The 23,728-nt window shown below is 68.5% G+C and carries 21 protein-coding genes; 5 read left to right on the forward strand and 16 right to left on the reverse strand.

All coding sequences use genetic code 11. From position 1 onward, the window contains the following. Positions 1-138: 138 nt before the first annotated feature. From VHC63_08530 to VHC63_08575, 10 genes are all read right to left on the reverse strand, one after another. Positions 139-867, reverse strand: a complete 729-nt coding sequence (locus VHC63_08530) for an ABC transporter ATP-binding protein (GenBank protein ID HVV36635.1) — start codon at positions 865-867, stop codon at positions 139-141. Further along, positions 864-1,646, reverse strand: a complete 783-nt coding sequence (locus VHC63_08535) for an ABC transporter ATP-binding protein (GenBank protein HVV36636.1) — start codon at positions 1,644-1,646, stop codon at positions 864-866. The genes VHC63_08530 and VHC63_08535 overlap by 4 nt, the downstream gene beginning before the upstream one ends. Further along, positions 1,643-3,709, reverse strand: coding sequence for an ABC transporter permease (locus tag VHC63_08540; protein ID HVV36637.1), 2,067 nt, complete (start codon positions 3,707-3,709; stop codon positions 1,643-1,645). The genes VHC63_08535 and VHC63_08540 overlap by 4 nt, the downstream gene beginning before the upstream one ends. Then, positions 3,706-5,058, reverse strand: a complete 1,353-nt coding sequence (locus VHC63_08545; GenBank protein HVV36638.1) for a choice-of-anchor P family protein — start codon at positions 5,056-5,058, stop codon at positions 3,706-3,708. Before VHC63_08545 ends, VHC63_08540 begins: the two co-directional genes overlap by 4 nt. A 4-nt stretch (positions 5,059-5,062) precedes the next feature. Beyond that, complete coding sequence (locus tag VHC63_08550) at positions 5,063-6,076, reverse strand: hypothetical protein (protein ID HVV36639.1); 1,014 nt, start codon at positions 6,074-6,076, stop codon at positions 5,063-5,065. 4 nt (positions 6,077-6,080) lie between these two features. Next, the gene (locus VHC63_08555; GenBank protein HVV36640.1) at positions 6,081-7,523 is read right to left on the reverse strand and encodes an ABC transporter substrate-binding protein; all 1,443 of its coding nucleotides are present in this window, start codon (positions 7,521-7,523) and stop codon (positions 6,081-6,083) included. 67 nt (positions 7,524-7,590) lie between these two features. After that, on the reverse strand, positions 7,591-8,544 hold the full coding sequence (locus VHC63_08560) for an alpha/beta hydrolase (protein HVV36641.1): 954 nt from the start codon (positions 8,542-8,544) through the stop codon (positions 7,591-7,593). Positions 8,545-8,568: 24 nt separating this feature from the next. Beyond that, entirely contained in the window at positions 8,569-9,369 is an 801-nt protein-coding gene (locus VHC63_08565; protein HVV36642.1) for an SDR family NAD(P)-dependent oxidoreductase, read from the reverse strand. Further along, positions 9,366-10,811, reverse strand: coding sequence for an NAD(P)/FAD-dependent oxidoreductase (locus VHC63_08570; protein HVV36643.1), 1,446 nt, complete (start codon positions 10,809-10,811; stop codon positions 9,366-9,368). The genes VHC63_08565 and VHC63_08570 overlap by 4 nt, the downstream gene beginning before the upstream one ends. Then, positions 10,812-11,666, reverse strand: coding sequence for a metal-dependent hydrolase (locus VHC63_08575; GenBank protein HVV36644.1), 855 nt, complete (start codon positions 11,664-11,666; stop codon positions 10,812-10,814). Between the two features lie 62 nt (positions 11,667-11,728). Here VHC63_08575 and VHC63_08580 point away from each other — a divergent pair, with 62 nt between their 5' ends. Both VHC63_08580 and VHC63_08585 read left to right on the forward strand, forming a co-directional pair. Continuing rightward, on the forward strand, positions 11,729-12,367 hold the full coding sequence (locus tag VHC63_08580) for a TetR/AcrR family transcriptional regulator (GenBank protein ID HVV36645.1): 639 nt from the start codon (positions 11,729-11,731) through the stop codon (positions 12,365-12,367). Between the two features lie 25 nt (positions 12,368-12,392). Continuing rightward, entirely contained in the window at positions 12,393-13,082 is a 690-nt protein-coding gene (locus VHC63_08585) for a crotonase/enoyl-CoA hydratase family protein (GenBank protein ID HVV36646.1), read from the forward strand. Here the strand turns inward: VHC63_08585 and VHC63_08590 are convergent. The 3 genes from VHC63_08590 to VHC63_08600 all read right to left on the reverse strand — a co-directional run bounded on the left by VHC63_08590 (position 13,079) and on the right by VHC63_08600 (position 15,540). Beyond that, positions 13,079-13,693, reverse strand: a complete 615-nt coding sequence (locus VHC63_08590; GenBank protein ID HVV36647.1) for an HNH endonuclease signature motif containing protein — start codon at positions 13,691-13,693, stop codon at positions 13,079-13,081. The genes VHC63_08585 and VHC63_08590 overlap by 4 nt on opposite strands. A 287-nt stretch (positions 13,694-13,980) precedes the next feature. Beyond that, complete coding sequence (locus VHC63_08595) at positions 13,981-14,694, reverse strand: sulfite exporter TauE/SafE family protein (protein HVV36648.1); 714 nt, start codon at positions 14,692-14,694, stop codon at positions 13,981-13,983. Beyond that, positions 14,695-15,540, reverse strand: coding sequence for an alpha/beta hydrolase (locus VHC63_08600; GenBank protein HVV36649.1), 846 nt, complete (start codon positions 15,538-15,540; stop codon positions 14,695-14,697). Positions 15,541-15,567: 27 nt separating this feature from the next. On the opposite strand from VHC63_08600, the gene VHC63_08605 reads away from it, so the two are divergent. After that, positions 15,568-16,191, forward strand: coding sequence for a pentapeptide repeat-containing protein (locus tag VHC63_08605; protein HVV36650.1), 624 nt, complete (start codon positions 15,568-15,570; stop codon positions 16,189-16,191). 27 nt (positions 16,192-16,218) lie between these two features. Continuing rightward, positions 16,219-17,472, forward strand: coding sequence for an alkaline phosphatase family protein (locus tag VHC63_08610; GenBank protein HVV36651.1), 1,254 nt, complete (start codon positions 16,219-16,221; stop codon positions 17,470-17,472). Here VHC63_08610 and VHC63_08615 read toward each other — a convergent pair. From VHC63_08615 to VHC63_08625, 3 genes are read right to left on the reverse strand one after another with little or no spacing between them, the layout of a single operon-like run. Continuing rightward, positions 17,422-17,697 carry a DUF2277 domain-containing protein gene (locus tag VHC63_08615; GenBank protein ID HVV36652.1) on the reverse strand — a complete coding sequence of 92 codons (276 nt, stop codon included), beginning with the start codon at positions 17,695-17,697 and terminating at the stop codon, positions 17,422-17,424. The genes VHC63_08610 and VHC63_08615 overlap by 51 nt on opposite strands. Then, complete coding sequence (locus VHC63_08620) at positions 17,663-19,294, reverse strand: family 20 glycosylhydrolase (protein HVV36653.1); 1,632 nt, start codon at positions 19,292-19,294, stop codon at positions 17,663-17,665. The genes VHC63_08615 and VHC63_08620 overlap by 35 nt, the downstream gene beginning before the upstream one ends. A 9-nt stretch (positions 19,295-19,303) precedes the next feature. Further along, positions 19,304-21,253: an ATP-binding protein gene (locus VHC63_08625; GenBank protein HVV36654.1), complete on the reverse strand. Its 1,950-nt coding sequence runs from the start codon at positions 21,251-21,253 to the stop codon at positions 19,304-19,306. A gap of 148 nt (positions 21,254-21,401) precedes the next feature. On the opposite strand from VHC63_08625, the gene VHC63_08630 reads away from it, so the two are divergent. Then, positions 21,402-23,708, forward strand: coding sequence for a hybrid sensor histidine kinase/response regulator (locus VHC63_08630; GenBank protein HVV36655.1), 2,307 nt, complete (start codon positions 21,402-21,404; stop codon positions 23,706-23,708). Positions 23,709-23,728 lie beyond the last annotated feature (20 nt).

Raw genomic sequence — 23,728 nt, forward strand, 5'->3', positions numbered from 1 at the left:
CTCAGCACGTTGTTGTGACTCATCCGGCGGTCGGGGACGCGCAAGACTCACGCCCGTTTGTGGGGGTGAAACCGGTGCTCGGAGCCGAATTCGCCCCCAGAAAGTGTCGCCAAAGATTCGTTCGGGGCGAGCCAACACCTAGGAGCCGAGGAAGACGGAGCGGAGCAGGTCGCGGCGGCCGGCGAGTTCTTTGCCGCGGCCTTCGAAGCGGACCTGCCCCTTCTCCATGAACAGCACGCGCTCGGCGGTTTCCATCGCAAGGGTGGCGTGCTGCTCGACGACCAGGATGGTGAGGCCCGTCGCGTTGAGTTCCTTCAGCACGTCCATCAGCTGGGCGACGATGACGGGCGCGAGGCCGAGCGACAGCTCGTCGACCATCAGCATTTTCGGGCGCAGCACCAGGGCGCGGGCGATGGCGAGCATCTGCTGCTCGCCACCCGACAGCGTGCCGGCGAGTTGCTTGCGCCGCTCCCCCATCCAGCCGAACAGGCCGTAGGCGTACTCGAGGCCCGCCTCGAACTCGGCCTTCTTGCCCCGGCCGCGCAGCAAGTGGCCGCCGAGGCGGAGGTTCTCGTCGACGGTGAGGTCGGGCAGCGAGCCGCGCCCGCCGGGCACGTGGGCCAGGCCGACGGCGGCGATCTTGTCGGGCGACCAGCCGGCGATGTCGACCCCGTCGAACACGACGCGCCCGGCCGTCAGGCCTGACAGGTTCGACACCGCCTTGAGGAACGTCGACTTGCCGGCGCCGTTGGTGCCGAGCAGGGCGACGAACTCGCCGCGGTTGATCGTGATCGACACGTCGAACAGCACGCGCACCTTGCCGTACTGCAGGTCGAGGTTGGTGGCTTCGAGCAGGGCCTCGGTCATGCCGACTGCCCCAGGTACGACGTGAGCACTTCGGGGTGGTGACGCACGGCCTCGGGATCGCCGGCGGTGATGACCTTGCCGGCCGCCATGGCGACGATGGTGTCGGACAGCTTCATGATCATCGGCATGTCGTGCTCGATCAGCAGCATGGTGGCGCCGAGGTGTTCGGCGACCTGGCGCAGCAGCGGCGCCAGCGCCTCGGTCTCGGCCTGGGCGATGCCCGACGAGGGCTCGTCGAGCAGCAGCAGCTTCGGCTTGACCGCGATGACCGCCGCCAGCTCGCACAGCCGCAACATGCCCGTCGACAACTCCTGCGCCGGCTTGTCGGCGTGGGGCAGCAGGCCGACGAGGTCGAGTGCCTCTTCGGCGTTGCGGCGCACGTCGGCTTCGTCGCGGCGGGCGCCGCCGACGCCGAGCACCGAGCGGAAGAAGCCCGAGTGCTTCATCGAGTCGTGCTGCACCGTGCGCAGGATGTCCAGCAGCGACAGCGACCGGAACATGCGGGCGTTCTGGAACGTGCGGCCGACCCCGAGCGACGTGCGCCGCCACGGCGGCTGCTGCACCAGGTCAACGGGACCGCTCGGCGTCTGCAACACGATCGAGCCGGAGTCGGGCTTGCGGAAGCCGGAGATGCAGTCGAACAGCGTCGTCTTGCCGGCGCCGTTCGGGCCGATGATGCCGACGATCTGGCCGGCGGGCACGTCGTAGTTGACGCCGTCGAGAGCGTGCACACCGCCGAAGGACAAGCGCACGTCGTTGATCGAGAGCGCAATGCTCATGCCGTCACCTCCGCCACGACCTCCGGTGCGGGCGTGTCCTCGACGTCGTCCCACGCCGTGGCGCGCGAGCGGATGAACCGGTTCATCGAGGCCAGGCCACCCGGGTTCACCATCATGATCACCAGCAGCAACGCGGCGGCGATGATCTCGGGCCAGAAGCTGATCGACGTCGCCTTGACGGCACCCTTGGTCAATTCGGGGTACAGCCCGAACAGCAGCGCGGCGATCACGGGGCCACCGAGCGAACCGATGCCGGCGACCACGGCGTAGGTCAGCCACGTGATCGAGAAGAACACGGATCCGTACTGTCCGCTGACGCCGCCGAGTTGGTACGCGAGCAACCCGCCGGCCAGCGCCGAGATGGCGCCCGACACCACGAAGCCGGTGAGCTTCACCCGCACCGGGCGGATGCCGTAGGCGGCGGCGACGGTCTCGCTGTCGCGGATGGCGTAGAAGCTGCGCCCGACGCGGCTGACCGAGATGCGCCACGCCACGAGGAAGGCCAACGCGGTGAGCCCGAGGATCAGGTAGTAGCGGGCGCCGTCGGAGTCGAGCCAGTGCGGCAGCACGACGCGGTTCGACGCGTCGAAGCGCGGCAGGATCGCCCGCTCCGCCGCGAGGCCGAAGGCGAGCGTCGCCACCGCGAGGTGCAGGCCGCGCAGGCGCAGCGCCGGCAGGCCGATGAGGATCGACACGGGGATGCTGAAGATCACGCCGCCGATCAGTGGCAACGGGAACGGCAGGTTGAGCGCATTGGCGCAGATGGCGACGCCGGCACCACCGACGGCGAGGAACGCGCCCTGCGCCACACTGATCTGGCCGAGCCAGCCGACGAGCACGACGAAGCTCAACACGATGAGCAGGTAGATGAGGGCGAAGTTCGCCGGCAACGTCCAGAACGACGGCAGCGGCAGCGCCGGGAACACGAGGGCGAACACGCCGAGGGCGACGGGGACACCGATGCCGATGACCTTGCCGAAGCGACCGATCACACCGGTCGTCGGCACGGCGGCGCGGAAGGCGCGGTAGGCCTCGACCGGGTCGATGAAACGCGCCAGACGCGAATCGGTTGCGCCGCTGCGCGACAGCAGACCCGAGTCCTCGTCATCGCGCAGGCCGCGGAAGATCCACTTGGGACGCGCGGCGAGCACGATGATGACGGCACCGAGGGTGATGACTTCGGGGGCGCCCTGGAACAGCTTGGCGTTGTGGGCCAGCAGGTAGTGCCGGGCGATCTCCTCGACGATGCCGATGCCGAAGCCGGCGAACGCCGCGATGGGGAAGCTGACGAGACCACCGACGATGGCCGCGGCGAAGCCCTTAATCGACAGCAGCGTCAGCAGGTTGGGGTTGGAGGACACCACGAGCGACGCCAGCGCGATGCCGGCGATGCCCGCGGCGATCGAGCCGCCGATCCACGACACGATCGCCAGGCGCTGTGACGACACGCCGAGCAGGCTGGCCACGTCGGGGTCGGTGGCCGCGGCGCGGATGGCGAGGCCGGTCGAGGTGAACCGGAAGAAGGCGAACGTCAGCAGCGCGAACGCGGCGACGATGCCGATGACGCCGATGCGCTCGTAGCTCACGTTGACGCCGGCGATAGCGAACGCCGGCGCGCGCGAGAAGATCGCGTTGTCGTTGCTGACGATGAGGTCGTTGGCGCCGAAGAGCTGCTGAGTGATCGCGGCGAGCAACAACCCGAGCCCGAGGGTGACGACGGTGAGCGTCACCGTCGACATGCGGGCGAAGGGCCGGATCACGAAGCGCTCGATCACGAAGCCGAGCAACGCCGCCATGGTGAGGCTGACGGGCACGGCCGCCCAGAACCCGAGGTGCACCGTCGGGTGCCAGTTCACGTGCACGAACAGGGCGTTGAAGTGCAGCCCGTAGGTGCGACCGTTGACGAGGTCGTAGTGGAAGAACGCGACGAACGTCGCCATCCCGCCGTAGGCGAAGTTCGGAATACGCGTCGCCTTGTAGATGAGCACGAGGCCCATGGCGAGCAGCGCGTAGACCGCGCCGGTGACGAGGCCGCCGGGCAGCGTGGACAGAAACTGGGTCATGAGGTGCGTCGCAGTCGGCTGAGGCCAAGGTGGGTGATGACGAGCCACGCCACCGCGCACACGACGAGCAGCGTCGTGCGGGTCACGCCGTCGAGCGGGGTGACGGCGACGAAGCGCGCCTGCTTGGCGAGTGTGGATGCCGGCCGGTGCTTGGTCGGCGCCGTCGGCGTTTCGGGTGCGAGGGCGACGGGCGTGTCGGGCGTCGGCGCCACGGCGACGTCGAGGCTCGGCAGGGCGCCCACGGACTGGTCGCCGTTGGTGAGGTCGCCGAGACCAAAGCCGCCCGGATCCGCGGTCGCGCTGGCGGCCGAGTAGGCGAAGCCGACGACGACCTGCACACGCTCAGGCGTGAACTCCTTCGGCGTGACGTTCTGGGGCAGGTCGCACACCACGAGCAGCCCGGCGCGCATCGACGCGGCGAACGTGCCGTCTTCGGCCAGGCCCGTCTTGGGCGTCGGCCGGGCGAAGAGGTAGCCCTGCGGGTAGCGGCCGGGGTTGTCGATGACGTCGATGCGGCACCCCGACGCGACGAGCGCCGTGTTGGCCTGATCGATGACGGCCTGACCGGCGTTGCCGAACAGCGGCACCTGCTGCGAGCCGGCGACGAGTTGGTCATCGGCGATCGAGAACCGCACGCCGGCCACGCGCACGTCGTGCACGCTGACGCGCGTGCTGGTCGCCGCGCCCCCCTTCTGCCCCGTCACGCTCGACGCGCTCGAGATGTCGACGCCGCCGATGGTCACGACGCCGCCGGCGATCGAGATGTTCGACGCGTGCGCCGAGGTGTCGGACTTGTCGGCGCCCTTCTCGGTGCGCATGAACGACGTCGACTCGAGGTTGTCCGCTGACACGCCGACGCCGGCGTAGTGGTCGACGCTGCCGTCGAGCTGGCTCCGCGGCCCGGCGTTGCACTCGGCCGTGGCGTGCGATACCGGCGGCACCGCCTTGGTCTCGTCGCGCGTGTCGGTCGGGAAACCGAAGGCGACGTCGACGAGATCGCCGGGATAGAAGCACTCCGCCTGGGGCAGGCGGTTGTACTTCTTGGGGTCGCTGATCTCGTGGTTCGGGTTGACGTACTCGCCGGCGACCACCGCGTCGAAGTGCGTCGGCGCGCCGGCGACGCCCTTGGCGTTCTCCCCCGCGCTGGTGCGCCGCGTCTCGCCCACGGTGTGCGGGATCGTGCCGGGACCCGCGGGGAGCGGGATGTCGTACTCGACGCGCAGCGCGTAGCTCTCGGCTTCGGCGGTGACGAGACCGTCGAGGCCGTCGGCCGAACTCACCGACGACACCAGTGGCACGATCATCATGCCGAGTAGCAGCGCGACGAGACCGAGGGCGAGGCGTTTCATCCCGCTATTCACCGGCCGCCACCTCCACGAACACTTCGGACGGCTTGAGCCCGTTGCAGGCGCCCCGCACGTAGCCGAAGCCGGCGGCGATGAACACCAGCACGCCGGCGAAGGCGCCGCGGGCAACGATGACGGCGGCGAGCGCCGGATGCGACGGCAAGACGAACACGATCAGCTTCGACAGCAGCACGCCGACGAAGGTGGCGTAGACCATGAACTGCAGACCGATGGGCGAACGTGACGGCACCGTCTGCGCGTCGGGATCGTCGAGATGCACGCGCCCAGTGGCGAAGTCGAAGGCGCCCATCGAGCGCGTGATGCCACCGAAGATCGTCGTCATCAGCACGGCGACCAGCAGGGCATCGGCGAAGCCGGTCGAGGACGTCAGCTTCTCGGCGCTGTAGGCGTGGAACAGCAGCCACGCCACGCCACCGTTGACGAGGGCTTGCGACAGGGCGAACGGAACCGCCACGTGCAGCCACGCCCGGCGGCGCAGGGAGACGGACTCGGTTGCCGTCGCGGCCGCCGACGCGTACCCGCGCCGGCGCGCCGCACCGTTGACGGCCACGACGCTGACTCCGGCCAGCGCGGTCAGCGACACGAACACGATCGGGAACTTCGCCACGCGACCGTTGAGCACGGCGGCGACGAGTCCGGCGCCGGCGCCCGCCCACGCGGCCGCGCCGAGCGCCCACAGCAGGGTCGTGCGCCAGAGCGTCGCGGTGGCAAACGGGTCGCTCGACGACGGCTCGATCGACTCGTCGGGTGTGACCGCCCGCGTGAGGGAATCGAACGCGCCGCCGTAGAGGTTCGCCGTCCACCCGATGACCGTCGCCGTGGCGGCGGCGACGACCACCATGGCGGCGACGACGCCAGCGGACAGCACGTGGCCCGCCGCCCGCGAGGTCGCCAGCGCGGCGAACAACGCGAACGTGACGACCTGCTGCACGCCGGTGGAGACGTAGCCGGAGCGCATCGCCTGGGTGAAGGTGGGCTTGGGAGCAGTTGTGGTCGCCATCAGCTCAGCCCTTCACGAAGATGTCGCAGCCGGCGTACTGGGGCGGCGGCGTCTCGCCGGGCGGCACGGGTACCGTTTGCATCTGCGGCGTGATCTGCGTCCACTTCAGCGCGCCGTTGTGCTTCTGGATCTGGATGACGTAGCCGCCGCGCAACGCGTCGTGACAGTTCGGACGCCACGTCCACGACGGCTGGTTCGGATCCGACGTGAGGCCCGGCTGCCAGTTGGTGAACGTGTTGAGCACGTCCTTGAGCCGCGCCCGCGTGATGTTGTCGCCCAGCTTGGCGATCGAGTCGCGCATCAACAGCGCGGATACGAAGTAGCTCATCGTGACCGAGCTGTAGGTGTCGGTCTTCGGCGAGATGTCGTGGACGGCCTTGATGTAGTCGGGGTTGTCGTACAGCGCGCCGAACGTGTCGAAGGCGTACATGCCCTCGGAGTAGTCGCCGAGCGCCTGGTGGATCACGGGCACGCCGATGAGGTAGCCGCCCCAACCCTTGGGCGGCTTGTAGCTCTGCAGCTGGGCTTCGACGCCGCAGTTGATGACGGTCGACGCGTCCACCTCGAAGTCGATGAAGTCGACGTTGGCGTTCTTGGCGGCGCTGATGGCGTCGGAACAGCTGGTCTGGCCCGCCGAGAACGGCGACAGCACCGGGGTGGCGACGCCGTAGCCCTGCCAGTCCTTGGCCACCGCGTCGGCGTAGGCCTTGGAGTAGTTGGCGGCGCCGGCGTCGAGATACAGGATCGCCACCTTCTTCACGCCGAGCGTCTTGGCGCCGAAGTTGGCGAGCCAGAACGACGCCAGGCGCTGCGGCGCGCCGACGGGGAACCAGAACGGGTTGGTGAACTCGGCTTCCTGCTGGCCGAGGTGGAATACCGGGATGCCCTGCTGCGCCACGTACTGCCCGGCGATGTCGCCGTAGACCATCGAGAGGGCGAACACCTTGTCGATCTCGACCAGCCGCTTGGTGTTCGCCAGCTGCTTGGCGGGGTCGGCACCGTCGTCGTAGATCTTGAGCACGAGCTTGCGGCCGTTGATCCCGCCGTGCTGGTTGACGTAGTTGACGCCCGCCGCGAATCCAACGGCGATCTGCTCGCCGTAGACCGCCGCGGGACCCGACGTGAACGTCGAGCCGCCGATGCGGATCTCGGTGTCGGTGACGCCCTGGTCGTAGATCGCGTGGGGATGCGCCACCGCCGCGCCGGTGCCGCCGGCGGCCTTGGCCGCGCCGCCCGTCGCCGCGCCGGACGACGCCTGCAGGTCGCCGAGGGCGATGCCGCTCGAGCTCGCTCCGTCGGCACCGGCGGTGGTGCGGGTGCCCGATCTCGTCGCCGCGACCGGGATCGTGTTGCTCCCCGTCGAGGTCGCGACCGCGAGCGTCAGCAGCAGCGCGGCGAGCGCGACGACGTAGCCGATGAGGCGCGATTGCGGACGAGGTGCGGCCATGCGGAGAGGTTCCCCCAAACCTGAGGCGGATGTCAGGTTTTACCAGACAGCGCTGCCATTCTTGGTATCAGGAAGCGGTCGTCCTCGCTAGGGCTTCGTTGCGAAAACGGTTGATGCGTCGCGAGGATCCCGCCCCGGGGTGATAGCTCTCCGACGCGTGGAACGCGCCGGGTGTCACCAATAGTTCGGTTGCCACGCCCGCCTGCAACAGCTTCTGCGCGTACTCGATGTCCTCGTCGCGGAAAGCGTCCAGTTCGCCCACATCGATGAAGGTCGGCGGCAACCCCCGCAATTCGTCCACCGTTGCCCGCGCCGGCGCGGCGTAGATCGGCACGTCGTCGGTGCCGTAACGGTCGCCGAGGTACGCCGACCACCCGAACCGGTTGGCGTCGCGATGCCACACCTTCGAATAGGTGATCTCCTGGTTCGAGGGCGTGACGTCGCGGTCGTCGATCATCGGATAGAAGAGCACCTGGCCGGCGACGGCGACCTCATCGCGGTCGCGGGCGAGCAGGCACGTGCCCGCTGCCAGCCCTCCCCCGGCGCTGGCGCCGACCACGGTGATCGACGCCCGGTCGACCCCGAGGTCCGCGGCGTTGCGCCACAGCCAGAGCAGGCCGGTGTAGCAGTCCTCGACCGGCGTCGGGTAGGGATGCTCGGGCGCGAGGCGGTACTCCACGGACACGACGAGCGCACCGAAGCGCTCGGCCCAGACCTTGCACACGTAGTCCTGCTCGTCGTACGCGCCGAGGACCATGCCGCCTCCGTGAATCCAGTAGATCGCCGGCGACGGGCCGGTGCGGCCGTCGTGCTCGTAGATGCGCACGAGCACGTCGTCGCTGACCTGCGTGTCGCGATGTGAGACGCCCGGGACGTCGGGCAGCGTCGCGGCCACCTGGGCGCGGGTCTCGGCAAACGCCTTGCGGATGACGTCGATACCGACGGAGAAGTCGAGGACGCGATCCGGGAAGCTCTCGAGCATCACTCGCAGTTCCGGGTCGACGCGGTCGATGAAGTCCATGAATCCAGCATGGCCGACGCGCCGTCAGCGACGACGGGCGTTGCCGAAGGAGATGAGGCGGTGCAGGAACGAGCCGGGCAGGCGCGAGAGGAAGTCGATGACGTTGGCGTCGGGACCGATCAGGGCGCGTCGGCGGTTGGCCTTGACCGCGGCGAGGATCTCGCGCGCCGCCTTGTCGGGTGTCGTCAGCGCGATGCGATCGAAGTTCGCGGCGAGGCTGCGGTCGCCGCGCATGTTGCGGGCGATGTTGGTCTTGATGCCGCCGGGGTGCACCGTGGTCGACGACACGCCGCACTTCTCGGCGTCGAGCTCGATGCGCAGTGCGTCGGTGAAGCCGCGCACCGCGAACTTCGCGGCGTTGTACGCCGACTGCGACGGGATCGACACGAGCCCGAACACGCTCGAGATGTTGACGACGTGGCCGTCGCCCGTCGCTTTGAGATGGGGCAGGAACGCCTGGGTGCCGTGGACGACGCCCCAGAAGTTGATGTCCATCAACCAGCGGAAGTCCTCGATCGACATCTCGGCGATATCGGCGGCCAGCGCCACGCCGGCGTTGTTGAAGATCAGGTTGACCTTGCCGTGCTCGGCCACGACCTGATCGGCCCAGGCGAACACGGCGGCGCGGTCGGCGACGTCGACGCGCGCCGACGTGACCTTGACGCCGCGGCCTTCGCACGCCGCGACGGTCTCGGCGAGGCCGACCTCGTTCACGTCGCTCAGCGCCAGCGCGCACCCGTCGGCCGCCAGGTTGACGGCGAGGGCGCGCCCGATGCCGCTGCCGGCGCCCGTGATCGCTGCGACTTTTCCGGCGAAGGTTTTCATGCGAACACCATTTCTTCGTCGACGATCGGCTTCATCTTCATCGCGCGGTAGTCGGCGACGTAGCTGTGCTTCACCTGCCACGGGAACGACGCTCCCTGCCGCGGCAGGCGGTCGGCGGCGCGGTTGATGTAGCCGGAGTTGAGCCCGAAGACGCTCGACGTGCTCTGCCCCGCGTCCGACGCCTCGGGCGTGCAACTCGTGAGACCTTCGTGGTGGAGGTGGTTGAGCAGCCGCGTCACGTAGTCGCACGTGAGGTCGCACTTGAGCGTCCACGACGCGTTCGAATAGCCGATGGCGAAGGCGAGGTTCGGCACGCCCTCGAGCATCATGCCCTTGTAGGTGAGCTTGTCGTGCGGGTGTACTTCGTCGCCGTCGACCGACAGGCGGACACCGCCGAGGAAGAGCAAGTCGAGGCCGGTCGCCGTCACGATGATGTCGGCGTCGAGGTGCTCACCGCTGTCGAGCGTGATGCCCGTCTCGTCGAAGGTGGCGATGGTGTCGGTGACGACGCTCGCCTTACCGGCGCTGATCGCCTTGAACAGATCGCCGTTGGGCACGACGCACAGGCGCTGGTCCCACGGGTTGTAGCGCGGCGTGAAGTGGCGCTCGACGTCGTAGCCCGCCGGCAGCTGACGCTTCACCTGGCGCACGATGATGCCCTTGACCAAGTCCGGCCAGCGCTTGCTGGCGAAATACGACGCCTGGGTCGTGAGCGCCTTGATCCAACGGATGATGGGCGAGCTCAGCGACGACGGCAGCGTGCGGCGCAGCGCGTTGGCCAGCGGGTCCTTCGCCGGCAGCGACACGACGTAGGTAGGCGAGCGCTGCAGCATCGTGACGTGCGCCGCCTTGTCGGTGAGCGACGGGATGAGCGTGACCGCGGTGGCACCGCTGCCGATCACGACGATCTTCTTGCCGGTGTAGTCGAGGTCTTCGGGCCAGTGCTGCGGGTGGATGACGGTGCCGGTGAACCGGTCGCGGCCGGGGAAGTCCGGCGTGTAACCGTCGTCGTAGCGGTAGTAACCCGTGCAGCTGAACACGAAGCTCGCGGTCAACTCGAACGTCTCGTTCGTGTCAGCGCGGTGCGCCTTCACGCGCCAGTGACCGTCGGCGCTCGACCAGTCGGCGGCGACGATCTTGTGGTTGAAGCGGATGTGCTTGTCCACGCCCGTCTCGCGCGCCGTGTCCTCGATGTAGCGCAGGATCGACGGGCCATCGGCGATCGACTTCTCACCGTCCCAGGGGCGGAACGAGTAGCCGAGGGTGAACATGTCGGAGTCCGAGCGGATGCCGGGATAGCGGAAGAGATCCCACGTGCCGCCGATGGCGTCGCGCGCTTCGAAGACCGCGTAGTTCGCCCACGGGCACTTGTCCTGCAAGTAGGCGCCGGCGCCGACGCCGGACAGGCCGGCGCCGATCACCAGGACGTCGAGGTGTTCCACTTACGCGACCGCGCTCGTCGCGAGCTTGTCGTTCAGCGTGCCGTTGGCGCCGAACAGCTCCTCGCGCCAAGGCTCGACCAGACCGGTGTGCTCCGACTGGTTCGGGTGGAAGTCGCGGCGGTTGTAGTCCTTCAGCTGATTCCACAGCTTCTTCGACATCAGCGGCGAATGGCGGACGCGCTTGAGGCTCTGCCACACGCGGCGCGGGTGACGGCGGGCGTCCTTGTCGAGCAGCAGCGAGACCACGACCTGACCGGCGATCGCCACGGGAAAGCCGAAGCGCAGCACGTTCATCGTGATGGTGCGCATGCGCTCGCCGCCGGCGACCTGCTTGTAGACGTCGAAGGCGACCGCCTTGTGCTCGGACTCTTCGAGCGCGTGCCACAGGAAGAGGTTCTTCACCGTCTCGTCGCCGAACAGGCCGCGCGCCTCGGGGTCGCTCAGGATCAACTCGGCGAGCGTCGCCGTGAAGTGCTCGAGCGCGGCGGTGGTAGCCAGGTTGACGCTGGCGGGCGCGAACCGCGTCCGCAGCTCGAGGCCCTTCTTGGTGAGGCGCTCCACCACCTTCGTGGGGTAGCCCAGTTCGGCGAAGCGCTCGTTGAGCACGCGGTGCTCACGGCCGTGGATCGACTCCTGACCGATGAAGCCCGCCACCTGGCGCTTGAGTTCGGGGTCGGTGATCTCGTCGCGGTAATGACGCACCGAGCGCACGAAGAAGTCCTCGCCGTCGGGGAACACCGACGAGAGGGCGACGGCGATGTGGCTCGCCACGATGTCGTCGTCTTTGGCGAAGTGCTTCGGCACGGTCTTGATCGCGTCGTCGAAGTTCATTCTGCGTACGGGGATATCCGTCATGCTTGCAACTGTAGAGCACTTGAGTGATTGAATCAATCCCTCAATTTTGGTAATCTGTTGACATGACGAAGGGCGCCCAGACCAAGGGAGTGCAGACTCGTAACGCGATCCTGCGCGCCGCCATCGCCCGTTTCGCCCGCGACGGCTTCCGCGCCACGTCGGTGGCCGACATCGCCCGCGACGCCGGCGTGTCGGGCACGCTGGCCTACGCCTACTTCCCCAACAAGGAAGCACTCTTCCTCGCCGCCGTCGACGAAGACGCCGCGGACTTGATCCAACTCGCCGTCGACCATCTCAACTCTTTGCACGACGTGACGGAGATGGAGTGGCGTTCGACGCTGCTGCTGACACTGGTCGACGCCCTCGAGATGCACCCGCTGGCCCAGCGCCTCCTCGCCGGGCTCGAACCCGACGTCACCGAACGCGTGCTCGCCATCCCGGCGCTCGAGGAACTGCGCAAGGTCGTGGGCGAACGGCTGCGGGCCGAGCAGCTCACCGATCTCATCCGCAGCGACATCGACCCCTACGCCGTCGGCAGCGGCCTCGTGTCGATCTTCCTGTCGCTGCTGATGTCGGTCACCCAGATCGGCCGCGACGCGATCGCCACCTACGCCCCCGGCGTGTTCGCGGTGACTGAAGCGGCGCTGGCCCCGCCCCGCCCTTCCACCGCGACGGCACAGGGCAAGAAGCGCCAGCGCTGACGCCTCCGCAATAACCTCGCCCGGCATGGCACGGGTTACCTATGAATGCGACGGCGGCGTCGCCACGATCACGATGGACGACGGCAAGGTCAACGCGCTGTCGCCCGACATGCAGGCGGAGATCAACGCTGCGCTCGACAAGGCCGAGGCCGATCAGGCCGTCGTGATCCTGACGGGCAACCAGAAGGCGCTGTCGGCGGGCTTCGACCTGTCGATCATCACGACGCCCGGCCCCGAGTCGGTAGCGATGCTGCGCGGCGGGTTCGACCTCAGCTGCCGGCTGCTGTCGTTCCCGACGCCGGTCGTGATCGCGGCGTCGGGCCACGCCATCGCCATGGGGTTCTTCCTGCTGCTGTCGGGCGACTACCGCATCGGCGTCGACAAGCCGGTGAAGCTCGTGGCCAACGAGGTGCAGATCGGCATGACGCTGCCGTGGGCCGCCATCGAGATCACGCGTCACCGGCTCACGAAGAACGCGTACCAGCGCATGCTCGACCTCGCCGAGCCGATCGCGGTGAACGAAGCGGTCGCGGCGGGCGTGCTCGACGCCGTCGTGCCCGAGGATCAGCTCATGACCACCGCGCGCGAGGTGGCAGCGCGGTTCGCGTCCACCCTCAACATGGACGCGCACCGCGGCACCAAAGAACGCGTGCGCGCCGACATGCTCAAGGCGATCCGCGCCGCCAACGACGCCGAGTTCCCCGCCGCGACTTAGGCCGCTCTGAGGAAGCTGGCGGTTGTTTGGAGGGTTTGGCCTCTTGGTCCTTCGAGGGTGACGGTGCCGGTGGTGGGGTTCCAGGCGATGTTCCATCCGCCTTCGTGCACGAGGTGGTGGTGGTAGGAGCACAGCGGTATGCCGTTGTCGATGCTGGTTTCGCCGTCGTTTTCCCACCAGTCGATGTGATGGATCTGGGTGATGCGCCGGCCGCAGCCGCGCACGCCGCACACGTGGCCGTGCCGGAACCGCAGGGCGCGGCGTAGCAGGCGGTTGAAGAGGCGTTCGCCGCGGCCGTAGTCGAGGATCTCGGATTGGCCTTTGACGACGATGCGGTGGATGTCGGCGTCGCAGGCCAGACGCCTCACGGCTTCGCCGGTTAACGTCGAGCCCTGTGAACTGAGGCCGTTGCCGGTGGCGTTGATGAGGTCTTCGTACAGGATGGTGACGCCGACCGCGGCGACGTAGGGGTCGAGCTTCTTCGGATCGGCGAGCGCGGCTTCCTCGAGCAGATCGAACAGCCAGTCCAGCCCGCTGCGCCCGCTGTGGCCGCGGGTTCTCCTCGGTGGCGGTGTCGGCGAACGGATCGGCGTCGGGCGTTTTCCCAGCATCAGTCCACAATGTGGACTCTTCCCCATTTTCGTTGCGGCGCAGGAACTCACCGTAGGCGTCGCGTTCGTCGTCGAGGCCGTCGAGGCGGACCAGCCACACCACCTTCGTGTACCGCAACCCGGCCTCGAACGCGGCGCGCACCACCGGCCGGCGCATCAACTCCCGCGACAAATGCAGCTTTCGGAACGCGTCAGTCCGGCTGATCTCGCACTTGTCCGCCAACCACGAACCGCACGACCCGTGACCGACGCCTAGAAAAACACCACGTTTTCGCAGGTAGACGCGACTAAATGAGGCCTCGGAGGACGGCGACGGCGCCGCCGATGGCGGCGACGACGAGCAGCGCGTTGCGCACGACGTGGTCGTCAACGCGGCGAGCGACACGGCTGCCGCTCGCCCATCCCAGCGCCGTCACGAGCGCCAGCGCCGGGAACAACGACGCGTGCTTGACGTGCGGCAGCCCGCGGACGGCGAAGCTGAGGATGTTGATCGCAAGGAAGTACGCCTGCACCGTCGGGCGATACATCTGAGCGGGCCATTCGGCATTCACGGCGTACATCGCGATGGGCGGTCCTCCCACGCTCGTGGCCACGTTCATGGCGCCGGACGTGGCGCCGGCGAGCGCGGCGCCACGACGGCCGCGCAGCCGTGGCGCGCGCCAGCCGGTAGCCAGTAGCGCCGTGGCGCCGAGGATGGCGACTCCGTTGATGACCGAGAGGGCGTCGGTGTTCAGCCGCTTGATCAGCACGCCGACGATCGGAATCACGATCGCGGCCGGGACGAAGAGTCGGAGCGCGGCGCGCCAATCGACGTGCTGGCGCTCGTGTAACAGCATCACGATGTTGAGGCCGCCGGCGAGCAGGTTCATCGTCGGTACGGCAGCCGCAGGGCCGACTGCCAACGAAACGAAGGGGACGGCTACGAGCGAAAAGCCGATCGCGGTCACGGCCTGTCCCGCGGCCGCGGCGAAGACGGCGATGACGGCGGCGGCGAAGGCCACCTACGACCCGTTGAAGGCCGCGCGGATCGAGTCGATCGTCCGCTCGGGGTCGGCCAGGCAGCCGAAGTGGCCGTGGTCGGTCCAGATGTCGACCGTCGCGTGGGGCAGCCGCGCCGCCAGCAGCGGCAGCGCGGCCGGACCGATGGCGTCGGTCGTCTCACCGCAAACCAGCGCCACCGGGCAGCCGACGCCGTGCAGGCGCGAATAGGCCCCGTGCCGCCCGCCCATTTCGTAGGTGCGCGCCTCGCTCTCCGGATCGCAGGCGAGACGCACGGACCCGTCGGGCTCGTCCACGAAGCCGCAGGCGACGTAACCGTCGAGGCACCGGGGATCGAGCCACATCAACGGAGGCTTCGACGCGTAGTTGGCGTGGGCTTCGGCGCGCGACGCGAAGACGGCGCGACGCCGCCGGGCGCCGTCGGACAGGCGGTTGCCGTTAGGCGTCGGCTGCACGTCAGCGGGCTCGTCGACCGGGTAGACGATCGGCTCGAACGCCCAGATCGCACGGAACGTGCCCGGGCGGCGCAACTCGGCGAGCACCAGGAGTGCCCCGCCGCACGAATGGCCGGCGCCGAAGGGATGTTTCAGGTCGAGGGCGTCCACGACGGCGAGCGCGTCGGTGGCGAACCCTTCCCAGTCGTATTCGCCGTTGGGCGCCGGCTCGGACGCGCCGTGCCCGCGCTCGTCGAAGGTGACGACGCGAAAGTCCGCCGTCAGCGCATCAGCGATTGGTGCCCACACGCCGCCACAGAAGCCGGTGGCGTGGGCCAGCAGGAGATCAGGACCCGAGCCACCGTGGTCGGTGAACGCGATCGTGTTGCCGTCGGGGGTAACGGTGGTCGCCATAGGAACTGTTCAAGATACGGTGCGCGGGTGCCTGGCTACGACCCCGCGCCCGACGAGCTCGTCGACGACGACGTGTGGTCCATGGTCGAGGCGACGGGCGACTACGTCGGTCAGCGCGCCGAAGGAATCGAGATGGGTGACGTGGTCGTGCGCGGCGGCCGTTGGAGCGGTGCAGTGCTCGAGGGCTTGCGCGCCTTCGACGTCACCTTCGAGGACTGTGACCTGTCGGGGCTGACGCTGCACGAAGATCCCGTACTCCAGACGGTCACCTTCCGGCGCTGCCGCCTGGACGGTGCCACCTTCGCCGGGGCCCGTCTGCGCGACGTGCGCTTCGAGGGCTGCGCCTTCGGCGAGGGGAACCTTCGGATGCTCGACGCCGAACGCGTGACCTTCGACGACACCGTGCTCACCGGCGCCGACTTCCACGCCGCCAAGCTTCACGAGGTGCGCGTCGAGAACTGCGACCTGCGAGGAAGCGACTGGACCAAGGCGCGGCTGCAGTCGGTCGATCTCCGCGGCTCGCGCCTCGAAGACCTGCGGGGCGCCGACGCGCTGCGCGGCGCGACAGTCGACTCGGCGCAGGTCGTGTCGCTGGCCCTCAGCTTCGCCGTGGCGCTCGGACTCAACGTCGTCGACGACGATTCCGGGTAGGCGACCGACGCTCCGTATGCTCGGCGCGTGCGTTGGGTCGTCGCCATTTTGCTCGTGTTTTCTGCGGTTTTCGCCGTATTCTGCGTGCCGGCGAGCGCGGTCACACCGCCGTCGATCAAGCACGTGTGGGTCATCACCCTCGAAAACGAGGCCGCCGACACAACGTTCGGCTCCGGTTCACCGGCGCATTACCTGAACGACACGCTGCGGAAGCAAGGCGTCTTCGTGCCGAACTACTACGGGACGGGTCACGCCAGCCTCGACAACTACGTGGCGATGGTCAGCGGTCAGGGAGCGAACCCAATGACGCAGGCGGACTGTCCGCTGTACATCGACGTCGTGCCCGGGACGATTGGCCTCGCTGGCCAGAGTTACGGCGCGGGCTGCGTGTACCCCGCCGCAGTCAAGACCATCGCCGACCAGCTCGAGGCGAAGGGCCTGACGTGGAAGGGCTACATGCAAGACATGGGCAACGACCTCACGCGTGAAGCCGCAACCTGCGCCCATCCGAAGCTCAATCATCAGGACAACACCGAGGCCGCGACGGCGAAGGACAATTACGCGACGCGGCACAACCCGTTCATGTACTTCCACTCGATCATCGACGAGCCCAGTTGTGCCACCAGCGTCGTGCCGCTGCCACCGCTGGTGAACGACCTCGCGACCGAAGCGACGACGCCCAACTTCTCGTTCATCACCCCGAGCCTGTGCGAGGACGGCCACGACGCGCCGTGTGCGGACGGCCGGCCCGGTGGTCTCGTGAGCGCCGACACGTTCTTGAAGACGTGGGTGCCGCGCATCATGGCGTCGCCGGCCTACAAGTCCGGCATGATCGTCGTCAACTTCGACGAGTCGGACACCGCCGACGCGTCGGCGTGTTGCGGCGAGCAGCCGAACCCCGGCGGTTCACCGCGGCCCGGCATTTCCGGTCAGGGCGGGGGACGCACTGGCGCGGTCGTGCTGTCGCCTTTCACCGCCGGCGGCACCGTCTCGACCGTCGCCTACAACCACTACTCGTTGCTGCGCAGCCTCGAGGACGCGTTCGGTCTCGGGCATCTCGGTTTCGCCGCCGCCGACGGCCTCGTCCCCTTCGGAACCGACATCTACAACGCGCCGGCCGCGCCGGCCCCAACCACCACCACGACCCGGCCGACGAGCGCCGCCGGCGAGGTGCTGGCGGCCACCGGCGGCGACGGTCCCGCGGCCGGTCTGGTGCTGACGGCGCTGGCGCTAGTGGTGGTGCACAGCCGGCGCCGTGTTGCGCGCCGCGATACGCCGTAGCGGCGGCAGCGTCGGCGGCGGGTTCCGCCGTTGCGGGAGGGCGTCGAGGAGTTCGGTGCTCGCCTTGGTGATGGCGCGCACCGCCTTTTCGAACGCGGCTTCGGTTGCCTCCGACGTCTTGGCGACGCCGCTGATCTTGCGCACGTACTGCCGCGCCGCCGCCTCGATCTCTTCGGGTGTGGCCTCGGGCTCAAGCCCCCGCAGCGTCGTGATGTTCCGGCACATAGACCGAGAGTAAACGGTCGTAGTTGGCCAGGCATTCGTCCAGGCCGCCGGGCCGGTTGCGCAGGTTCCAGATCCGGGTGTGCTCGGCGCGCAGGGCGCGGGCGCGTCGGGCGAAGTCGGCGAGCACTTCGGGCGGCGCCGCGCCGAGCCGGCCGTCGCCCTTGACGCGCTCGATGCCGTCGTCGATCAGCAGCGCCAGCAAGTCGGCGGTGGCGAACACTTCGTCGCGTTCGAGCGACGGAGACGTGCGCGCCGCCAGCTCGCGCGCCCGGGCCACTTGCGCGCCGCAGCGCCCGAGGTCTTCGACGGTGATCCCGGTGGTGGCCGGCCCGTGACCGAAGCGGGTCCAGGGCCGGTACATCGGCAGCGTCAGGATCGACATGTTGAACAACTGCGGGGCGACGAGGGTGTGGGCGTCGCCGAGGAGACGCAGTGCTTCGCCGAGCTCGCCGATCACGTCGGTGATGTCGTCGGGCGACGCCGACGGGTTCCACGCGCACGCCGCGGCCCACGCGAACATCGGATGCGACACCACGTGGTGCTGGATATGGCCCATGTCGCCCCAGTCCGTGACCATCACGCCTTCGGCGCCATTCGCCGCCGCGGCGGTGCACGCCGACGCGATGTTCGTCACCGCGTTGGTCCACCGGCCCGCCACCGTCGTCCACGTCGAGGTGCCGGGGCAGAGCCAGAAGGGCAGGCCCATCGCTTTGAGTTCGGTGGCGCGCTCGTCGAAGGGCTGGGCTGCTTCGTAGCCCCAGTCGCAGATCGTCACGTCGGCGGGAATGTCGAGCAGGAGTTCGGGATGGTGCACCAGCACGTCGTCCCACACGAGCAAGTGGTGGCCGGCCAGCTCGGGAGCGGCGCGCAACGACTGGAGATAGCCGACCCACGACCCGCTGCGATCCGAACTCAACTCCCACGGCTCGTCGAGGCCGACGTGGGCGCGCCGGCTGCGCAGGTTCGGCAACAACTGCCCGAACAGGTCGCGGGCGAGGGCGAGCGTCGCGGGATTGTCGGGGTCGGCGGTCGACGGGCCGCGGAACTCACCCCACGGCGTCGTGAAGCCGTCGGGAGAGATGGCGAGCGTGCGGTAGCGGTCGAACTTCAGCCACCGCTCCATGTGCCCGAGGCAGTTCTGTTGGCCGGTGAGTTCGATGCCGACGCTGTCGGCGAAGCGGTCGAGCTCGCGCAGTTCCTCAGGTGTGTACGCCGACGCATCGCGCCACACCTCGTCGTGGCCGGCGTAGGCGAACGTGTGCTCGAGATAGAGCTCGACGTGGTTGATCTTCCACGAGGCCAGACGCGCCAGCAACGCCTTGAGCGTGTCGAGCGCGGGCACTCGACAGCGCGACACGTCGAGCATGACTCCGCGCACCGCGATCGCCGGCCAGTCCTCGATGACGCCGTCGACGACGTCGCGTCCGAGTTGGGCGAGCGTGGAAGCGGCGTAACGGGCGCCGGCGGCGTCGGCCGCCTCCACGGCAGCGTCGCCACCGCGCACGACGATGCGGTAGCCCTGGGGCGGAAGCGGTCCGGTCGAAGGCTGCGCGTCAGCGCGTAGGTCGAGGCGTTGCGGAGGAGGCCAGAGAATCATGCAGGCGCATCATGGCGCCCGGCTGGCCAGCGCGCGCTCCATGGCCTCGTCGAGCGACGCGCGGTTGATCGGCTTGGTGAGGTACTCGTCCATCCCGGCGTCGAGGCAGCGCTGCCGGTCCTCGGGCAGCGCGCTTGCCGTCATTGCGAGGATCGGCAGCCGGCACACCGGTTCGGGCATGTCGCGAATCGCGCGCGCGGCGGAAAAGCCGTCGAGCACCGGCATCTGACAATCGAGGATCACAACGTCGAAGGAGTCCTGTGACAGAGCTTCGAGCGCGTCTCGACCGTTCTCGACGATCCGCACCGACCAGCCGGACTTCTCCAACATCGCCCGCGCCACGAGCTGGTTCACCGGCGTGTCCTCGGCCAGCAGCACGCGGCCGCCTTCGTGCGTCGTCGTCAGCGGGATGACCGGTGCCGCAGAGCACTCCACCGGAGCGTGACCCGCAACGAACGGCAGATCGATGACGAAGGTGGTGCCGACATGGCTCTCACTCGTGCAACGGATCGTGCCGCCCATCAGCTGCGTGAGCTCGCGGCAGATGGCGAGGCCCAAGCCCGTACCGCCGAACCGGCGTGTCGTCGACGCGTCGCCCTGTTCGAAGGGCGACATCAACCGCTCCTGATCTTCGGGCGGGATGCCGATGCCGGTGTCGACCACCGTGAACTCGAGGCGGTCGCCGGCACGGCGCAAGCGCAGCCCGACGGTGCCGCGCTCGGTGAACTTGAGCGCGTTGCCGACGAGGTTTCCGAGAATCTGCTTGAGTCGCGTTGGGTCGATGCGGGCCCAGCGCGGTGTCGTGGGGTCGATGGCGCGCTGTAGCTCGATCCCCTTCGTGTCCGCCGCCACCTTGAACAACGCGATCATCTCGTCGACGAGCGCGTGCAAGTCGCAGTCAACCGTTTCGAGAGTGACTTTGCCCGCCTCGATCTTGGACAGATCCAGGATGTCGTTGAGGAGGTGTACGAGACTGTTGGCGGCGGCCCGGAGCGCATTGACGTGCTCGCGTTGCGTCGCCGTCAGCGCCGAGTCGGCCAGCAGCTCCGTCATCCCGACGACGCCGTTGAGTGGCGTGCGGATCTCGTGGCTCATGTTGGCGAGAAACTGCGACTTCTGACGCGACGCCAGATGGGCTCGTTCCTCCGATTCGCGCAGACGCGCCTCGTTGCGTCGCAGCTCGGTGACGTCTTGGCGCGTGCCGCGGATGCACAGCGGCCGGCCGCGCTCGTCGAACTCGACCTCCGCGGTGCCTGACAGGATCCGCACCTCGCCGCTCGCGGTGCGCACGTGCACATCGCCTGACCACCCTTCGCCCGTCGCCGCCGCCCGCAGGGTGCGATAGCGCACGGCGGCGGCGTCGTCGGGGTCGAGGTGGGCGAGCAGCACGTCGAGTGGTTGTGGGCCGGGGATCGGCTCGAGGTCGTAGAGCCGAAACAACTCGGCTGACCATTCCGACTTGCCGGTCGGGATGTCGTAGCGCCAGGTGCCCGACTTGGCGAGGCGCTGCGCCACGACGAGTTGGCGCTCCGATTCGGCGAGTGCGGCTTCGCGCCGGCGCGCCTCGGTTACGTCCTGTCCCGTGCCGATCATCTGCACGGTCTGTCCGTTGTGCCTGATGACCTCACCGCGGGCGTGCACGATGCGCTCCTCGCCATTGCGGCGCACGATCCGGTGTTCGAACACGAACGGCTGGCCGGTGTCGAAGGACGTCCGCACGATGTCGTCGACGCGGGCGCGGTCGTCAGGGTGGATGCGACTCAGAAAGGACGTATACGACGCTTCGAACTCGGCCGGCTCCACGTCGTAAATCTCGTAAAGCTCGTCGGTCCACACCAGGGTGTCCGCGCCGACGTTCCACTCCCACGAGCCGACGTGGGCGACGCGCAGCGCTCGCTTCAGACGCTCCTCGCTCGCTCGTAGTGCCGACAGCGCGCCCTCACTCGCGCCCGTTGCCATGGGTACTCAATCGGAACTGCTCGGACACTCCTGAGGCCGTGCTGTTGGGATTTCGTTGGGATTTGTTGTGTTCCTATTGAGCGCCCTTCACCTGCCGATAGAGCCGCTGATGGACCAGGGCGAGTCCGTCACGAAAGCGAGCTGCAACATGAACGAATCGGAGATCCCGGTACCGACCGCGCGCCTGCGGCGGTGGGGCTGGTTGATTGCCATGGCCGGGGTCGCAGCCGGCCTAATCGTCCGCGTGGGCGGCCTGTTCCTGGTCGGGCGGGGTGCACACGACGCGGTGCTGCACCAACAGGTGGCCTTCGTCGCCACGAGTGCCCTGGTCGTCGTCGGCTTGGCGTTGTGGGTTCGGGGTGAGGAGAGTCGATTCACACCGGGGCTGACCGAAGCGGCGACGCTGGCCACCGCGGCCATGGCGTTGCTGATGTGGGTCGGCATCGCGCAGCCCTACGTGGTGCGAGCCGCGTTGAGCTCACCCCAGCGTCTGACCGCTGAGGTCTCCTTGGTGGTCGATCTTGCACTCGGCGTCGTGTTGATGTGCCTGTTCGCGCGCCGGACGCGCCATACACGCGCGGCAATGACCCTCGGCCTCGCGATCCTGTGTCGCGTCCTTACCGACTCCGCCTTCGTCGTCATCACGTCGCGCCACGGCGGTACCGCGTCGACGTCACAGCTGCTGTGCGTCATCGTGGCGTACGGCGCCTTCGGCGGCGTGCTCCTTCGGGTGTGGAAGGGCCAGGACGAACGGGACGCGGACGAGCCGGTCGCCGCCGCCAACGACACGTTCGACCCTCTCGTCGGCGTGGTGTTGCTCAACAGCGTCTCGGTCGTGTTGGCCTCGTTCCACGAGTCGCGCCTCGGCGCGCTCGGCGTCGGTGCCGCCGCCTTGTTGCTCACCGCAACTGCCGCCCGCGCCCAGTGGAAGCTGCACGCGTCGAGCGAGGTCTTGCGCGCTGCTGTCGAGTCGGAGCGGGCGGAGCTGCGTAAGGCCCACGAGTCGCTGTCCAACGTGCACACGAACACCACTGTCACGCTGGCGTCGACGTCGCACTTCCTCGACGAGATGACCACGCGTATCGCCGGCCCGCTCAACGGCGTCCTCGAAGCCGCCGATCGCTTGCGCGACAACGACCTCGACGTGTGCGCCGATCGACTCCTCACCGTCATGAACGAGTTGCTGGGCGTCACCCAGGTGGCCGCCGTTGCACCGGACCTGGTCGACGAGGACTTCAGCCTGCGCACCGTTATCGGCACGACGCTGGCCACCTACGAGGAAACGGCGGCCGTCAAAGGCCTCGAGACGCTCGTCACGGTGGCCGACGACGTGCCCGAAATGGTGAAGGGTGACGCCGCGCATCTACGCGAGCTGCTGGCGCTGTTCCTGGACAATGCAATCACCTACACCGCCGAGGGTGGCATCGGCGTGACGGCCAACCTCGTCGAGAAGCGTCGCGGGGAATTCGTCGTGTACGTCGCGGTGACCGACACCGGCGTCGGGTTGTCGCACTACGACTGTTACCGCGCCTTCGAGCCCGACGTGCGGGCCGATCCGACGGCGCGCCGCTATCGGGGCAAGACGCGTGGCCTCATCAAGGCGCGCATGCTCGTCGAGCAATTCGACGGTCTCTATGGCGTCGAGAGCGAACTCGGACGCGGCGCCAGTTTCTGGTTCACGGTGACGCTGCGTGCGGCGACACCCGCGAAGGACCGGGCGGCGGCACCCGCAGCGAGCGCAGTGCCACCGCCCGCTCCGAGGCCTGCGCCCGAGTCGATCGTGTTCGTCGAGCCCGAGCCGGAGCCGGAGCCTGAGCCCGTCGTGTTCGTCGAGCCCGAGCCGGAGCCTGAGCCCGTCGTGTTCGTCGAGCCGGAGCCGGAGCCGGAGCCTGAGCCCGTCGTGTTCGTCGAGCCGGAGCCGGAGCCCGTCGTGTTCGTCGAGCCGGAACCGGAGCCGGAGCCGGAGCCGGAACCCGAACCCGAACCCGAACCCGAACCCGAACCCGAACCCGAACCCGTCATGGTCGCCGAGCTCGAGCCCGAACCCGAGCCCGAACCAGAGCCTGAGATGCGCTTCGGCTTCCTGCTCTTCGCCGAGGACGACCCGTTGTGTCGTCGCATCACGGTCGCAGCGTTGCGACGCGCCGGCTACCACGTCGACACGGTGACCAATGGCGTCGACGCCGTTCGCGCCGTCGAGGAGAACGATTACGACGTCGTGCTCATGGACTGCCAGCTTCCGATCATGACCGGCCTCGAAGCGACGGCAACGATCCGGGAGCACTCGGGCCCGGTCGGGCGCGTGCCGATCATTGCCGTCTCCGCGTTCACGTCGGAGCACGATCAGGCGGCCGCGCTGGCCGCCGGCATGGACACGTTCATCAGCAAGCCGCTCGACATCGACGAACTGATGACGATCCTCGATCGTTGGGTCCAGCAGCACGCCATGGCGTAATCGTGAAGGGTCGGTGCTGA

Source organism: Acidimicrobiales bacterium, assembly GCA_035546775.1.
Classification (GTDB): domain Bacteria; phylum Actinomycetota; class Acidimicrobiia; order Acidimicrobiales; family JACCXE01; genus JACCXE01.